The organism is Paracoccus sp. R86501 (assembly GCF_042466435.1).
Lineage (GTDB): Bacteria > Pseudomonadota > Alphaproteobacteria > Rhodobacterales > Rhodobacteraceae > Paracoccus.
In genome coordinates this window covers 2796959-2811698 of record NZ_JAXHPZ010000001.1, presented here as the reverse complement: position 1 = coordinate 2811698, position 14740 = coordinate 2796959, and the positions used below count along the sequence as shown (strand labels likewise).

At 59.9% G+C, this 14740-nt stretch carries 16 protein-coding genes and 1 pseudogene; 13 read left to right on the top strand and 4 right to left on the bottom strand.

Annotation, left to right across the window (positions count from 1 at the left end; translation table 11 throughout):
- The first annotated feature begins 5 nt into the window (after nt 1–5).
- From mnmG to SJY40_RS13745, 4 genes are read left to right on the top strand one after another with little or no spacing between them, the layout of a single operon-like run.
- Nucleotides 6–1865 (top strand): tRNA uridine-5-carboxymethylaminomethyl(34) synthesis enzyme MnmG, encoded by a 1860-nt coding sequence (gene mnmG / locus SJY40_RS13760; RefSeq protein ID WP_378947569.1) that lies wholly within the window; start codon nt 6–8, stop codon nt 1863–1865.
- Nucleotides 1862–2458 (top strand): 16S rRNA (guanine(527)-N(7))-methyltransferase RsmG, encoded by a 597-nt coding sequence (rsmG, locus tag SJY40_RS13755; protein ID WP_378947566.1) that lies wholly within the window; start codon nt 1862–1864, stop codon nt 2456–2458. Before mnmG ends, rsmG begins: the two co-directional genes overlap by 4 nt.
- Nucleotides 2451–3236 (top strand): ParA family protein, encoded by a 786-nt coding sequence (locus SJY40_RS13750; protein ID WP_378947564.1) that lies wholly within the window; start codon nt 2451–2453, stop codon nt 3234–3236. The genes rsmG and SJY40_RS13750 overlap by 8 nt, the downstream gene beginning before the upstream one ends.
- Nucleotides 3236–4141: a ParB/RepB/Spo0J family partition protein gene (locus tag SJY40_RS13745; RefSeq protein ID WP_378947561.1), complete on the top strand. Its 906-nt coding sequence runs from the start codon at nt 3236–3238 to the stop codon at nt 4139–4141. The genes SJY40_RS13750 and SJY40_RS13745 overlap by 1 nt, the downstream gene beginning before the upstream one ends.
- 44 nt (nt 4142–4185) lie before the next feature.
- Here SJY40_RS13745 and SJY40_RS13740 read toward each other — a convergent pair whose 3' ends face one another.
- The 4 genes from SJY40_RS13740 to rph all read right to left on the bottom strand — a co-directional run bounded on the left by SJY40_RS13740 (nt 4186) and on the right by rph (nt 7116).
- Entirely contained in the window at nt 4186–4542 is a 357-nt protein-coding gene (locus SJY40_RS13740; protein WP_378947559.1) for a YbaN family protein, read from the bottom strand.
- Nucleotides 4543–4545: 3 nt separating this feature from the next.
- Nucleotides 4546–5712, bottom strand: a complete 1167-nt coding sequence (gene hemW / locus SJY40_RS13735) for a radical SAM family heme chaperone HemW (RefSeq protein ID WP_378947556.1) — start codon at nt 5710–5712, stop codon at nt 4546–4548.
- Nucleotides 5713–5797: 85 nt separating this feature from the next.
- Nucleotides 5798–6406, bottom strand: coding sequence for an RdgB/HAM1 family non-canonical purine NTP pyrophosphatase (rdgB, locus tag SJY40_RS13730; RefSeq protein ID WP_378947553.1), 609 nt, complete (start codon nt 6404–6406; stop codon nt 5798–5800).
- The gene (gene rph / locus SJY40_RS13725) at nt 6403–7116 is read right to left on the bottom strand and encodes a ribonuclease PH (protein ID WP_378947550.1); all 714 of its coding nucleotides are present in this window, start codon (nt 7114–7116) and stop codon (nt 6403–6405) included. Before rph ends, rdgB begins: the two co-directional genes overlap by 4 nt.
- A gap of 72 nt (nt 7117–7188) precedes the next feature.
- Here rph and hrcA point away from each other — a divergent pair, with 72 nt between their 5' ends.
- From hrcA to SJY40_RS13680, 9 genes and pseudogenes are all read left to right on the top strand, one after another.
- A complete protein-coding gene (hrcA, locus tag SJY40_RS13720; protein ID WP_378947547.1) occupies nt 7189–8244 on the top strand; it encodes a heat-inducible transcriptional repressor HrcA in 1056 nt (351 codons plus the stop codon).
- Nucleotides 8245–8273: 29 nt separating this feature from the next.
- Nucleotides 8274–8780 (top strand): nucleotide exchange factor GrpE, encoded by a 507-nt coding sequence (locus tag SJY40_RS13715; RefSeq protein ID WP_378948458.1) that lies wholly within the window; start codon nt 8274–8276, stop codon nt 8778–8780.
- A gap of 115 nt (nt 8781–8895) precedes the next feature.
- On the top strand, nt 8896–9480 hold the full coding sequence (gfa, locus tag SJY40_RS13710; protein ID WP_378947544.1) for an S-(hydroxymethyl)glutathione synthase: 585 nt from the start codon (nt 8896–8898) through the stop codon (nt 9478–9480).
- A 94-nt stretch (nt 9481–9574) separates the two neighbouring features.
- Entirely contained in the window at nt 9575–10705 is a 1131-nt protein-coding gene (locus SJY40_RS13705) for an S-(hydroxymethyl)glutathione dehydrogenase/class III alcohol dehydrogenase (RefSeq protein WP_378947541.1), read from the top strand.
- 81 nt (nt 10706–10786) lie between these two features.
- Nucleotides 10787–11068 (top strand): ATP-dependent Clp protease proteolytic subunit, encoded by a 282-nt coding sequence (locus SJY40_RS13700; protein WP_378947538.1) that lies wholly within the window; start codon nt 10787–10789, stop codon nt 11066–11068.
- Between the two features lies 1 nt (nt 11069).
- Complete coding sequence (locus SJY40_RS13695) at nt 11070–11426, top strand: ATP-dependent Clp protease proteolytic subunit (protein ID WP_378947535.1); 357 nt, start codon at nt 11070–11072, stop codon at nt 11424–11426.
- A complete protein-coding gene (locus SJY40_RS13690; RefSeq protein ID WP_378947532.1) occupies nt 11423–11944 on the top strand; it encodes a GNAT family N-acetyltransferase in 522 nt (173 codons plus the stop codon). Before SJY40_RS13695 ends, SJY40_RS13690 begins: the two co-directional genes overlap by 4 nt.
- Entirely contained in the window at nt 11934–12767 is an 834-nt protein-coding gene (fghA, locus tag SJY40_RS13685; RefSeq protein ID WP_378947529.1) for an S-formylglutathione hydrolase, read from the top strand. Before SJY40_RS13690 ends, fghA begins: the two co-directional genes overlap by 11 nt.
- 167 nt (nt 12768–12934) lie before the next feature.
- A pseudogene (locus SJY40_RS13680) lies at nt 12935–14732 on the top strand (methanol/ethanol family PQQ-dependent dehydrogenase); the annotation flags it as partial.
- Nucleotides 14733–14740 lie beyond the last annotated feature (8 nt).

Sequence of the window (14740 nt, the reverse complement as noted above, 5' to 3'; positions counted from 1 at the left end):
TTCACGTGAAACATTTCGACGTCATAGTTATCGGTGCCGGCCACGCTGGAGTTGAAGCTGCCACTGCTGCTGCGCGAATGGGTTCGTCGGTGGCACTGATCACCATGAAGAAGGAAGATATAGGAACCCTATCCTGCAATCCGGCAATTGGCGGTTTGGGTAAAGGACACTTGGTCCGCGAGGTTGACGCGCTTGATGGCGTCATGGGACGCATTGCAGATAAAGCAGGAATTCAATTCAGGTTGCTGAATTGCCGTAAAGGGCCGGCTGTTCAAGGCCCCCGGGCGCAGATGGACCGAAAGATTTATCGTGAAACCGCATGGGATCTTCTTAGTAATTACCCCGGAGTCGAACTGATCTTCGGAGAGGTGGCAGCATTTGAAGGCTGTAAAGATGTAGTCACCGGGGTGTCGATGGCTGACGGACAGCTGTTTTCCGCCAAGGCGACCGTATTGACGACCGGTACCTTCCTGAACGGGATTATTCATATCGGCGATGTTAGCCGTGCTGCTGGTCGTTGGGGGAATGACGCCTCTGTCGGATTGGCAGCTTCGCTAGGTAAATTTGATTTGCCGACGTCTCGGTTGAAAACAGGGACCCCACCGCGTCTTGACGGTCGAACCATAGACTGGGACGCTTTGGAGATGCAGCCCGGTGATGAAGAGCCAGTGGTGTTCTCATATCTTAACGATCAACCGGAAGCCGCTCAAATTTCGTGCGGGATCACACATACCAATCAGCGCACACATGAGATCATCTGCGAAAACTTGCATCGCTCGGCCATGTACGGTGGACATATTTCGGGGCGTGGACCTCGTTATTGCCCATCTATCGAAGATAAGGTCGTTCGCTTTGCCGATAAGGACTCTCACCAGATATTCCTGGAACCTGAGGGCCTTGACGACACAACAGTCTATCCGAACGGTATTTCCACCTCTCTTCCACTGGAAGTGCAGGAGGAATATATTCACTCAATTGTTGGACTTGAGAACGCAGTAATTCTTCAGCCAGGATATGCAGTAGAATACGACTTCGTAGATCCCACTTGTCTAAAGCACAGTTTGGAAGTTGGCTTAGTCAGCCGATTGTTTTTGGCAGGGCAAATCAATGGAACAACCGGTTATGAAGAAGCAGCAGGGCAGGGTCTGGTTGCTGGCTTGAATGCTTCCCTCTCGGCTCAGGGTAAAGAGCCTTACAGCTTCAGTCGGACGGATAGCTATATCGGTGTGATGATTGATGACTTGGTCTCGCGTGGCGTCACTGAACCTTACAGAATGTTCACCTCTCGAGCAGAGTTCCGCCTCAGCCTTCGCGCAGATAATGCAGACCAGCGACTGACGCCCATTGGCATGGAACTAGGATGCATTGGTGGAGAGCGTGTTGCCAGTTTCAAAATTCGGCATGATAGGTACCATCACGCTCGGAGCGTGCTGGAAAGTATTAAGATTTCCCCAAATGAGCTTTCCAGCTGGGGATTGAAGGTTCGCTTGGATGGTCAATTAAGATCTGTTTTCACATTGCTGGGCATGGTGGATATCGACCAGGATACCTTGGATCTGAATGTGCCCTATCTTGCTGATGTTTCACGTGAAACACTGGTACAGCTACGGAATGATGCGCTGTACCATCAATACACAAAACGCCAACAGCGTGACGTCAACGCAATTAAGTCGAGCGAAAATGTCCTTTTGGATCCGAACGAAGAATATCTTGCCGTGGGTGGATTGTCCGCAGAGTTAGCGCGCAAGCTGAATGAGCGACGTCCTACTTCGATTGCAGAAGCAGCCAAGCTGGAGGGTATGACCCCGGCGGCGTTAACCCTTCTGATCGCTTTGACGAAATCCAAGGCACGTCTGTCGGCATGATCAATGTTTCACGTGAAACCGGAGAACTATTTGACGCTTATAAGGCACTTTTGTCGGCTTGGAACCCGAAGATAAATCTCGTGGCAGCGTCAACTTTAGTGGATTTTCGACACCGGCATGTTGAGGATTGCCTCCAGTTAGCTGAGCACTTGCCATCTGCAATCAAAGGTCATTGGGTTGACTTCGGAAGCGGCGGGGGGCTTCCGGGCTTGGTGATGGCGATATTCTATCGCGATATGCCCATACGCTTTACCCTCGTTGAGAGCGATAAACGGAAGTGCCAATTCTTAAAAACGGTTGTCAGAGAGCTTTCGTTGACCAAAGTGCAAGTCGTTAGCGATCGCATTGAAAAAATCGAACCGTTTAATGCTGACTATGCTTCCGCCCGTGCGCTGGCGGCACTCAATCAGCTTCTTAAATTTGTACACCTTCATCTATCGACAGATGGCACAGCGCTTTTGATGAAAGGGCGCAGTTGGAAAGACGAGGTCGAAGTGGCAAGAAACGAATGGCAGTTTGATCTTGAGCATTTTAACAGTACAACCGATCCAGAAGCCGCAATCCTGAAAATATCCGGAGTTTCCCATGCGTGAGCAGCATATCGTCGCAATCGCAAACCAAAAGGGCGGGGTCGGGAAAACGACGACTGCGGTTAATCTCGGGGCAGCACTGGCGCAAGCAGGATGGCCGACCATTCTGGTCGATCTCGATCCTCAGGGAAACGCATCCACGGGCTTGGGTATTGCATCGGACCAGCGCGAATTTACCGTCTATGATCTTTTGACGGGCGAAGCGGGCTTGCTGCAGGCAGCCATGTCAACTGATATTCAGAACCTCAAGGTCGTGCCTGCGACGTCTGACCTGTCTTCAGCAGATGTTGAATTATCGCAGACACAGGATCGGATGCGACTGCTCAGCAAACAGCTGTCCCAAGCTCCGGCCGGCACAATTGTCTTGATCGACTGCCCTCCGGCTTTGGGCTTGCTGACTGTCAATGCAATGGTGGCAGCAACAAGCGTTCTTGTCCCGCTCCAGGCCGAGTTCTATGCGCTTGAAGGGCTTTCGCAATTGCTGGGTACCGTCAAGCATGTCCGCCAGACGGCCAACCCATCGTTGCGGATCAACGGCATTCTTCTCACCATGTCAGACTACCGCAACAACCTGTCCCAGCAGGTTGAGGCAGATGTACGCGAAACCTTGGGTGATTTGGTTTACCCCACTGTTATCCCAAGAAATGTTCGCGTGTCCGAGGCGCCGTCACATGCACAGCCGGTGCTCAGCTACGACCCGAACTCGAAGGGCAGCATCGCCTATCGACAGTTTGCCGACGAATTCTGTGAGCGTTTGAAACTTGTGACGGAGGCTGCCTGATGTCCGACAGCAAAGCTGGTAAGCGTGGCTTGGGCCGCGGTTTGTCTGCCTTGATGGCCGACATGGATCTGTCCGATCCGGCGCCGAATACGCCCACTCCGGCTGTGAAGGACCGGGTCCTTGTCCCGATCGAACAGATCACGGCAAACCCGGATCAGCCTCGTCGCAGTTTCGAGCCGGAAGCGCTTCAGGAACTTGCCGCGTCATTGAAGCAACGCGGAGTTCTTCAGCCGTTGATCGTTCGACCGCACCCGGACGATGCGGGTATCTATCAGATTGTTGCCGGTGAACGTCGTTGGCGTGCGGCGCAGATGGCCCAGCTGCACGAACTTCCGGTCATCATTCGTCAGATGTCTGATACCGAGGTTCTGGAAGTCGCGATCATCGAGAACATTCAGCGCGCTGATCTGAATTCGATCGAAGAGGCCGCCAGTTTTCGGCAACTGATGGATCGCTTCGGTCACACTCAAGAACGCTTGGCCGAAGCTTTGAACAAAAGCCGCAGCCATATCGCCAATCTTTTACGTCTTCTGAACTTGCCCGATTCCGTTCAGGATTTGGTCAAAGATAACAAGCTGAGCGCAGGTCATGCGCGCGCCTTGATCACGGCCCCCAACGCTGCGCAATTGGCGCGACGGGTGATCGAAAAAGGCATGTCCGTTCGTGAAACCGAAGACATGGTCCGCAAGCTGGCGCAGCCACAGCAAGAAAAGCCTCGGGGCAGGTCGAAAGCTGACGGTGAAAAAGACGCTGACACCCGCGCACTGGAAGGCGATCTGAGCGCCCATCTGAAGATGAAAGTTCAGATCAGTCATTCCGGGACGGATGGTGGGGAGCTAGTCATCACCTACAAGGATCTGGATCAACTTGATCAGCTTTGCCAGATGCTTGGCGGCCAGAACTGACGCCTATCTTCCAGGGTTGTTCAGAATAGCTGCCAGAATGGGTGTCATGCGCTAGGTCTGGTCAGCAGAAAGACCGCAACGCAGGTGCAGATCACAGCCTGGGTCATGACCACCCATAGTGGCATGCCTACCCACCACGACAGGCCGACACCGGCTGACATCGCCGAGATCGCCCAGACTTTTGCCTTGTATCCAACGGCGCCGCGCTCCTGCCATGCACGAACCGGGGGACCATAGGTCGGATGGTCAAGAATACGCTGGCGCAGGGCAGGGGACGACCGCGCAAAGGCCCAAGCCGCGACCAGCAGAAAGGGTACCGTCGGTACGACCGGCAACGCGATGCCGATGATGCCCAAGCCCATGAATATCCAGCCGATCGTCAGCCATAATTTGCGGCGCACGGGTCAGATAGCCAGTTCGCGCAGGATCGCATTAAGAACGGGACGCCCAGCATCGGTTGCCTGCAATCTGTCTCCGATCTGGCGAACCATTCCCAGATCGATCAGCGAAGCGACGGACGCAGGGTTGGGCGGCTGACCTGCAAGACTGGCAAAACGGTCCATGTCCATTCCTTCGCTCAGGCGCATCGACATCAGCAGATATTCGGTGGCCATTTCGTCACGGGGGATGAACTCGCGCGGCAGCTCTCCCGTTCCCTGACGTTCGACGGCGTCGATCCAGGCGCCGGGGGCACGCAGGGCTTCGGTGGCAATGCGGCCATGGGGCAGGGTCATCCGGCCATGCGCGCCGGGACCGACGGCGGCCCAATCGCCTTGGCGCCAATAGACAAGGTTGTGACGGCTCTCGGAGCCGGGCGCGGCGTGGTTCGAGATCTCATAGCCGTTCATCCCGGCCTCGGTGCAGATTTCCTGCGTGTCGGCATACATGTCGGCCGACAGGTCGTCGTCAGGCAGGTCGCGCAGCTTGCCGATCTCGGCACGGGCACCAAATGCTGTGCCCGGTTCGATGGTCAGCTGATACAGCGACAGGTGGTCCACCGCCATCGACAACGCCTGGCGCAACTCCGCCCGCCAGGCGGGGCGGTCCTGCCCTTGGCGCGCATAGATCAGGTCAAAGCTGACCCGCCCGAAGGTGTCGCGCGCCACGTCAAAGGCGGCACGTGCCTCGGCCACCGAATGCATCCGGCCCAAGCGGCGCAGATCGTCGTCGTTCAATGCCTGAATGCCCATCGAAAGGCGGTTCACCCCTGCATCGGCAAACCCCTGAAAGCGCGCTTTTTCAACGCTTGTGGGATTCGCCTCGAGCGATATTTCGATGTCATTGGTAAAGCCCCAGCCGGCCTGAGCCGCGCGGATCACGGCATCCACGGTCTCGGGCAGCATCAGCGAAGGCGTGCCGCCGCCGAAAAAGATACTGCCCAGATGGCGGTCGGGAATCTCGGCCGCCAGACGGGCGATCTCGGATGACAGCGCCTTGGCCCATCGGGCCTGATCGACATGGGCGACGACATGGCTGTTGAAGTCGCAATAGGGGCATTTCGCGGCGCAAAAGGGCCAATGGACATACAGCCCAAAGCCACCTGCGCGCCAATCTTCGGAAGTCGGTGTCATGTCGGGAAATCCTGTCCCCCGTCCGGCAGGGGCATCCGTCCTGAATTTGCCGACCCGCCCCGCGAACAGGGACGGGCCGCAGCCGTCAGGTGAAGGCGGCCTTGATCATCTTGTCCACCGCGATGGCGCGATGGCTGAGGGCATTCTTTGCCTCGGAGGACATCTCGCCCAAAGTGACATCGTGACCGTCGGGCATGAAGATCGGGTCATAGCCGTGACCGGCCCCGCCGCGCGGCGGCCAGACGACCTGACCGGGCAGCACGCCTTCGAAGACCTCGTCATGGCCATCGGGCCACATCAGGACCAGTGTGCAGCGGAACTGGGCGTGACGCGGGGTGGGGGCGTTCACGGCCTCCAGCTCGTCCCATGTGCGTTTCATGGCTATCGGGAAATCGCGGCCGTTGCCGGTTTCGGCCCAATCGGCGGTATAGACACCGGGCGCGCCGTTCAGCGCATCGACGCTGATGCCGCTGTCGTCGGAGAGGGCGGGCAGGCCGGTGGCCTCCATCGCGGCGCGGGCCTTGATGCGGGCGTTGCCGATGAAGTTGTCCTCGGTCTCGACAGGTTCGCCAAGGCCCATTTCGGCGGCGCCGACAACCTCGACGCCATAAGGCGACAGCAGGGCGCGCATCTCGGACAGTTTGCCGGCGTTATGCGTGGCGACCAGCAGGCGCTTTTCGGTGAACTTCCTCATGCGATGGCCGCCTTCTGCGCGGCGACCAGATCGGCCATGCCGGTTTCGGCCAGATCCAGCAGCTTGCCCATCTCGTCGCGCGAGAAGGTCGCCCCTTCGGCTGACATCTGCACTTCGATCAGACGCCCCGCACCGGTCAGAACGAAATTGCCATCGGTGCCGGCTTCGCTGTCCTCGGCGTAATCCAGATCGGCCAGCGGCTGGCCCGCATAGATGCCGCAGCTGACGGCGGCCACATGATCAAGGATCGGGTCGGAGGTGATGGTGCCCGCCTTCAGCAGCTTGTTCACCGCCAGACGCAGCGCCACCCAACCGCCGGTGATGGACGCGCAACGCGTGCCGCCATCGGCCTGAATCACATCGCAATCGATGGTGATCTGGCGTTCACCCAGTGCGGAACGGTCGATGCCCGCGCGCAGGCTGCGGCCGATCAGGCGCTGGATTTCCTGCGTGCGGCCGGTCTGCTGGCCCGATGCGGCCTCGCGGCGATTGCGGCTGTTCGTGGCACGGGGCAACATGCCATACTCGGCGGTGACCCAACCAAGGCCGGTGCCCTTCAGAAAGCGCGGCGGGCGATCCTCGATCGAGGCGGTGCACAGGACGTGCGTATCGCCGCAACGGATCAGGCACGACCCTTCGGCGTGGCGCATCACCCCGGTTTCAATTGAAATCGGGCGCATTTCGCTTAGATTCCGGCCAGAGGGGCGCATGATTCATCCTTTTCGTGAAGATTACCTGCCCAATATCGCCCGAGGGCACCGTCACGCAACCCCACGAGGCACATGAGCCAGGAAACGCTGCTGAATCAGCTGAACGACCGGTCCCGCGAAGTCTTTCGCCGGGTCGTCGAAAGTTATCTTGATACGGGCGAACCTGTCGGTTCCCGCACGCTGACGCGTGCACTGACCGAAAAGGTCAGTGCGGCGACAATCCGGAACGTTATGCAAGACCTTGAATTCATGGGTCTTCTGGACAGCCCGCATACCTCGGCGGGGCGGTTGCCATCCCAGCAGGGGCTGCGCCTGTTCGTCAACGGCATGATGGAGGTCGATCAGGTCGCCCCGCAGGACCGCGCGGCCATCGACCAGACGCTTGGCAACGACGACCCGGAAACCGGCGTGCTGCTGGACCGGGTCAGCACGGCATTGTCATCGATCACACGGGGCGCCAGCCTTGTCCTGATGCCCAAGCACGAAGCCCCGATCCGCCATATCGAATTCGTCAGCCTTGGCATCGACCGTGCGCTGGTCGTGCTGGTCTTTGCCGACGGCCATGTCGAAAACCGCATTTTCACCCCGCCGCCCGGCCAGACGCCGTCATCTATGCGCGAGGCGGGAAATTTCCTGAACGCCATGGCCGAGGGCAAGACGCTGGCCGAATTGCGCGGCCATCTGGCCCAGCAGATCAACACGAGGCGGCGCGAACTGGACGTCCTTGCAGCCGAGCTGGTCGAATCGGGCATCGCGCTCTGGGGGGCCGAGGCGGTCGATCCGCGGCTGATCGTCAGGGGACGCTCGAACCTGCTGGACAGCGAGGTTGCCGATCTGGATCGGGTGCGCGTGCTGTTCGACGACCTTGAACGCAAACGCGACATCGTGGATTTTCTGGACCTGACCGAGCGCGGCGAGGGTGTTCGCATCTTCATCGGCTCCGAAAACAAGCTTTTTTCACTTTCGGGTTCCGCTCTGGTCGTTTCACCCTATATGAATGCCGACCGTAAGATTGTAGGCGCGGTTGGAGTCATCGGACCGACCCGGCTGAATTATGGCCGGATCGTGCCGATCGTCGATTATACCGCGCAGCTGGTCGGGCGGGTGCTGTCTGGCCGGAAAGGATGAAGAAGATGACCGAGCAGAACGAACAGCCGATGGAAGAATTTCTGGACGACCCGTTGGTCGCCCAGGATGATGAGGTCGCGCGCCTGACGGCCGAACGCGACGAATTGCGCGACAAATGGATGCGCGCGCTGGCCGATGCGGAAAATTCGCGCAAGCGGGCCGACAAGGACCGTCGCGACGCGGAAAACTATGGTGGCTCGCGCCTGGCGCGGGACCTGCTGCCCGTCTATGACGCGCTGACCCGCGCGCTGGATGCAGCCACCGACGAGCAGCGCGAGGCGGCCTCGGCCCTGATCGAGGGGGTCGATCTGACCCTGCGCGAACTGTCGAACGTCTTCACCAAGCATGGCATCACCATCATCCGCCCCGATCTGGGTGAAAAATTCGACCCCACCTTCCACGAGGCGATGTTCGAGGCCCCCGCGCCCGGCACCACCGCGGGTGAGATCATCCAGGTCATGGACAACGGCTTCCGCCTGCACGACCGCCTGCTGCGCCCCGCCAAGGTCGGCGTGTCATCGACACCGGCAAGCTGAACCACGGGCAGCCCGCACCGGCAATAGTGCGGGCTGCTACCACCTTCCTCTCACTTGCCGAATTTTCCCATCGGCGCGATTTTGACCAATGTCCGGTCAATTGGAGGAGGGGACCATGACCAGCACTGACGGGGTGAGCATTCACCCGGCCGTGGATCACGGCGTCAAACAGGGAAACCCGGGTTTTTCCGGCGGAACCCTGACCTGCCACTGCAGCACGAATCCCGTAAAGGTCAGCGTGGGCGCGCAGACCGCGCATAACCACGTCTGCGGCTGTACCAAGTGCTGGAAACCCGATGGGGCCACCTTCAGCCAGGTTGCGGTGGTGTCGCGCGACAGCGTCCGTATCCTTGAAAACGGCGACAAGCTGCAGATCGTCGATGAAACGGCGGCGATCCAGCGACACCGTTGTCGCGATTGTGGCGTCCATATGATCGGTCGCATCGAAAACAAGGACCATCCGTTCTATGGGCTCGACTTCATGCATACCGAATTGTCCGGGGAAAGCGGCTGGTCTGCGCCGGAATTCGCGGCCTTCGTCAGCTCGGTCATCGAATCCGGGGTCGATCCGTCGCGGATGGACGGCATCAGGTCGCGCCTGCGCGAGCTGGGGCTGGACCCCTATGATGCGCTGTCGCCACCATTGATGGACGCGATCGCGACGCATATCGCCAAGCGTTCGGGTGCCTTGCCCGCCTGAACAGGATCGTCCACAAACATGACATTCAGGCAAGGGGCCGCTCGTTGGCCCCTTGCCCGATCAAAGCCCTACCGGAGCGATAGGAGACGACACTATGAGAACCCGTGCCGCCGTAGCCCTCGAGGCTGGCAAGCCGCTGGAAGTGATGGAGGTCAACCTGGAAGGCCCCAAGGCCGGCGAGGTCATGATCGAGATCAAGGCCACCGGCATCTGCCATACGGATGAATTCACCCGCTCGGGCGACGACCCCGAAGGCATCTTCCCCGCAATTCTGGGCCATGAAGGCGCAGGCGTCGTGGTCGAGGTCGGTGAAGGCGTCACCTCGCTGAAGGTCGGCGACCACGTCATCCCGCTCTATACGCCCGAATGTCGTGAATGCGCGTCCTGCCTATCGGGCAAGACCAACCTGTGCACGCGCATTCGCGCCACGCAGGGCAAGGGCCTGATGCCCGATGGCACCACCCGCTTCAGCATGCTGGATGGCACCCCGATCTATCACTACATGGGTTGCTCGACCTTCGCGAACCACACCGTGCTGCCGGAAATCGCGGTCGCCAAGGTCCGCGAAGACGCGCCCTTCGACAAGATCTGCTATATCGGTTGCGGCGTCACCACCGGCATCGGTGCGGTGATCAACACCGCCAAGGTGGAAATCGGTGCCAAGGCGGTGGTCTTCGGCCTGGGCGGTATCGGGCTGAACGTGATCCAGGGCCTGCGCCTGGCCGGTGCCGACATGATCATCGGCGTCGATCTGAACAATGAAAAGAAGGAAATGGCCGAGCGTTTCGGCATGACCCATTTCGTCAATCCCAAGGAAATCGAAGGCGGCATCGTCCAGCACATCGTCGAGATGACCAAGACCCCCTTCGACCAGATCGGCGGCGCGGATTACAGCTTTGACGCGACGGGCAGCACCAAGGTCATGCGCGACGCGCTGGAATGCACCCACCGCGGTTGGGGCGTCTCGGTCATCATCGGCGTGGCTGCGGCAGGGGCGGAAATCAGCACCCGCCCGTTCCAGCTGGTCACCGGCCGCGTCTGGAAGGGCACGGCCTTCGGCGGCGCGCGCGGGCGGACCGATGTGCCCAAGATCGTCAACTGGTACATGGACGGCAAGATCGAGATCGACCCGATGATCACCCATACGATGCCGCTGGAAGACATCAACAAGGGCTTCGATCTGATGCATAAGGGTGAATCGATCCGCTCGGTCGTCCTTTACTGATCCTTCATGGCTGCTTAGGTAAAAGAACGGCGGGGCCGCACGGTCCCGCCGTCGCCATGAGTAAGAACAAGGAGCAGGCCCATGCGCCATCAGTGGCTGGATGACGACGACGATCACGAAGAAGACGACGACCGCCAGTCCAAGGGCGACAAGGACGGTGGTCTGGGTCTGCCGGAAGGCGACAAGATCGGCAAACTGTACTTCAAGTCGCGCACGGTCATCGTGGCGGGCGCGATCAATGACAAGCTGGCACAGCGCACCGTCGCGCATCTGCTGGCCTTGGCCGAAGACAGCGACGAACCCATCAACATGCTGATCAGCTTCTCCGGGTGGTCACGTGGAATCGGGCGACATGATCCATGACGTGATCAAGTTCATCCGTCCCACCGTGCGCACCATCGGTTCGGGCTGGGTGGCAAGCGCGGGCGCGCTAATCTTTGTCGCGGCGGAAAAGCAGAACCGTTTCTGCCTGCCCAACACGCGCTTCCTGATCCACCAGCCCTCGGGCGGGATTGGCGGGACGACCTCGGACATGATGATCCAGGCCGAACAGGTGCGCCTGATGCGCGACCGTCTGAACCACATCTTTGCCGATGCCACCGGCCAGTCGGTCGAAAAGATCGAGGAAGACACCCACCGCGACTTCTGGCTGAACACGCAAGAGGCGCTGGATTACGGTCTGCTGGGCAAGGTCATCCGCAGCGTGGATGAGCTGGCATGACGACCCGTGGCGGGGCGGTGATCCGCCCCGCAACCCAAAACGACCATGACGCGATCTGGGACATCCTGCGCCCGGTCTATCGCGCCGGAGAAACCTATTGCATGCCGCGCGACGTCGAACCCGACGAAGCGATCGCGGATTGGTTCGCCCATCCTTTCACCGCCTTCGTGGCCGAACTGGATGGCCGCATTCTGGGCACGAGCCATGTCGGCGCCAACCGCCCTGCAGGCGGTTCGCATGTGGCCAACGCGTCTTTTGCCACCCATCCCGACGCACGCGGCAAGGGTATTGCGCGCGGCTTGGTCGAACATGCCAAGACCTGGGCCGCCGATCAGGGTTTCCGGGCGATGCAGTTCAATTTCGTCGTCGCGACGAATGAAGACGCCGTCCATTTGTGGCAGAAAGCCGGATTTGCCATTGTCGGGCGCCTGCCGGCTGCGTTTCTTCACCCCCAGCATGGGCCGGTTAACGGGCTGGTCATGTTCCAGACCTTGAAGGGAGAGACCCATGAGCCTTGAGACCGTTTCCGAAAACCGCAGCTTTGGCGGCACGCAGGGCGTCTATCGCCATCGTTCACAGGCCACCGGGACCGACATGACCTTTGCGGTCTATCTGCCCGAGATGGCCCAATACGGTCGCGTGCCGGTGCTTTGGTATCTGTCGGGCCTGACCTGCACGCATGACAACGCCATGACCAAAGCCGCCGCCCAGCAGTATTGCGACGAAGCCGGCATCGCGATCATCTTCCCAGACACCTCGCCGCGCGGCGAAGGCGTTGCCGATGATGACGCCTATGATCTGGGGCAGGGCGCGGGGTTCTATGTGAACGCCACGCAGGACCCGTGGAAGGCCAACTTCCAGATGTGGCATTACATCGTCCATGAACTGCCCGAACTGGTCGGCGATAATTTCGCCATCGACCGCGATGCCATGGGCATCACCGGTCATTCGATGGGCGGGCATGGTGCGCTGACTATCGCAATGACGCATCCCGAACGCTATCGCAGCGTCTCGGCCTTTGCGCCCATCGCGAATCCCAGTGAATCGGATTGGGGCCGCAAGCAGCTGACCGCATACCTTGGCGAAGACCGCAATGCATGGCGCGCCCATGATGCGACCATCCTGATGCGCGAACGCGGCTATCCCGGCGAAATTCTGATCGACCAGGGCAGCGGCGACCAGTTCCTGGACCTGCTCAAGCCCGAATTGCTGGCGCATGCCATGATGGAACGTCGCCAACCCGGCCAGTTCCGCATGCAGCCGGGCTATGACCACAGCTACTTCTTCGTGCAAAGTTTCATGGCCGATCACGTCTTCTGGCACGCCGACCGCCTGCTGTAAGCCGATTGCAAAAACTTCCCGGACGCCTTGCCGTTTGCCCATCAGACTTTAGGGGCAAAGGGCAGGGCGTTCGATTGACGCAAGGAAATGCGCAACCAACACTTGGGTATGGACAGCCGTGGGAGGAGGAAACACCGCGGCGCAATATCCAGCGGAGGAGCATTTCAATGAAACATCTGTTGAACAGCGCGGCAATCGCGCTGCTTTTGACGGGCGCGTCGGCCTATGCCAACGAAAGCGTTCTGACCGAAACGGCCAAGCCAGAGCAATGGGCCATCCAGACCGGCAACTATGCCAACCAGCGTTATTCCGAACTTGACCAGATCAGCCGCGACAACGTGGGCGACCTGCGGGTCGCATGGTCGTTCTCGACCGGGGTGCTGCGCGGTCACGAAGGTGGTCCGCTGGTCGTGGGCGACATGATGTATGTCCACACGCCCTTCCCCAACAACATCTTCGCGTTGGATCTGTCCGACAACGGCAAGATCGTCTGGCGTCACACGCCCCAGCAGGACCCCGAAGTCATCGCCGTGATGTGCTGCGACACGGTGAACCGCGGCGTGGCCTATGCCGACGGCATGATCCTGTCGCATCAGGCCGACACCACGCTTGTCGCGCTGGACGCCATGACCGGCGAGGAAAAATGGTCGGTCAAGACCGGCGATCCGGCCATCGGCGAAACCAACACCGCGACCGTGCTGCCCGTGGGTGACAAGGTCATCGTCGGCGTATCGGGCGGTGAATATGGCGTTCGCGGTCGCATTACTGCCTATAACCTCTCGGACGGTTCGGAAGCGTGGAAGGCCTATTCGGTCGGCCCCGATGAAGAAATGTTGGTGAACCCCGAAACCACCATGTCGCTGGGTGAACCGATCGGTGCGGACAGCTCGCTGAACAGCTGGGAAGGCGATCAGTGGAAGATCGGCGGCGGCACGACCTGGGGCTGGTTCAGCTATGACCCGGACCTGAATCTGGTCTATTACGGCACCGGCAACCCGTTCGACCTGGAACCCCAGCCAGCGTCCGGGCGACAACAAATGGTCGATGACCATCATGGCCCGCGATGCCGATACCGGCGAGGCCAAGTGGTTCTATCAAAAGACGCCGCATGACGAATGGGACTATGATGGCGTGAACGAAAACATCCTTGTCGATCAGGAAATCGACGGGGAAATGCGCAAGCTGCTGGTGAACTTCGACCGCAACGGCTTCGGCTATACGCTGGACCGTGAAACGGGCGAACTGCTGGTCGCCGAGAAATACGACCCCGCCGTCAACTGGGCGACCCATGTCGAGATGGACAAGGAATCCGATCAATACGGCCGCCCGCAGGTGGTCGCGGATTACTCTACCTCGCAGAATGGCGAAGACAGCAACACCACCGGCGTTTGCCCGGCGGCACTGGGGTCCAAGGACCAGCAACCGGCATCCTATTCGCCGAAGACCGGTCTGTTCTATGTGCCGACCAACCACGTCTGCATGGATTACGAACCCTTCCGCGTCGCCTATACCGCGGGCCAGCCCTATGTCGGCGCGACGCTGTCGATGTATCCGGCACCCGACAGCCATGGCGGCATGGGCAACTTCATCGCTTGGGATGCCACCAAGGGAGAGATCAAGTGGTCGCTGCCCGAACAGTTCTCGGTCTGGTCAGGCGCCCTGTCCACCGCGGGCGATGTCGTCTTCTATGGTACGCTGGAAGGCTATCTGAAGGCCGTCGATGCGGAAACGGGCGACGAGCTTTACAGCTTCAAGACCCCCTCGGGCATCATCGGCAACGTCATGACCTACGAGCGTGAGGGCAAGCAGTATGTCGCCGTCCTCTCGGGAGTGGGTGGCTGGGCCGGTATCGGTCTGGCAGCCGGTCTGACCAATCCCAACGACGGTCTGGGTGCCGTGGGCGGCTATGCCGCGCTCAGCGACTATACCGAACTGGGCGGCCAGCTGACGGTCTTCGAACTGCCGGGTGACGG

Bases quoted from the DNA above. Each gene is read 5' to 3' on its own strand.
- rsmG (WP_378947566.1), top strand. From the start codon at position 1,862: ATGATCAATGTTTCACGTGAAACCGGAGAACTATTTGACGCTTATAAG.
- SJY40_RS13750 (WP_378947564.1), top strand. From the start codon at position 2,451: ATGCGTGAGCAGCATATCGTCGCAATCGCAAACCAAAAGGGCGGGGTC.
- SJY40_RS13745 (WP_378947561.1), top strand. From the start codon at position 3,236: ATGTCCGACAGCAAAGCTGGTAAGCGTGGCTTGGGCCGCGGTTTGTCT.
- hemW (WP_378947556.1), bottom strand. From the start codon at position 5,712: ATGACACCGACTTCCGAAGATTGGCGCGCAGGTGGCTTTGGGCTGTAT.
- rdgB (WP_378947553.1), bottom strand. From the start codon at position 6,406: ATGAGGAAGTTCACCGAAAAGCGCCTGCTGGTCGCCACGCATAACGCC.
- rph (WP_378947550.1), bottom strand. From the start codon at position 7,116: ATGCGCCCCTCTGGCCGGAATCTAAGCGAAATGCGCCCGATTTCAATT.
- hrcA (WP_378947547.1), top strand. From the start codon at position 7,189: ATGAGCCAGGAAACGCTGCTGAATCAGCTGAACGACCGGTCCCGCGAA.
- SJY40_RS13715 (WP_378948458.1), top strand. From the start codon at position 8,274: ATGGAAGAATTTCTGGACGACCCGTTGGTCGCCCAGGATGATGAGGTC.
- gfa (WP_378947544.1), top strand. From the start codon at position 8,896: ATGACCAGCACTGACGGGGTGAGCATTCACCCGGCCGTGGATCACGGC.
- SJY40_RS13705 (WP_378947541.1), top strand. From the start codon at position 9,575: ATGAGAACCCGTGCCGCCGTAGCCCTCGAGGCTGGCAAGCCGCTGGAA.
- SJY40_RS13700 (WP_378947538.1), top strand. From the start codon at position 10,787: ATGCGCCATCAGTGGCTGGATGACGACGACGATCACGAAGAAGACGAC.
- SJY40_RS13690 (WP_378947532.1), top strand. From the start codon at position 11,423: ATGACGACCCGTGGCGGGGCGGTGATCCGCCCCGCAACCCAAAACGAC.
- fghA (WP_378947529.1), top strand. From the start codon at position 11,934: ATGAGCCTTGAGACCGTTTCCGAAAACCGCAGCTTTGGCGGCACGCAG.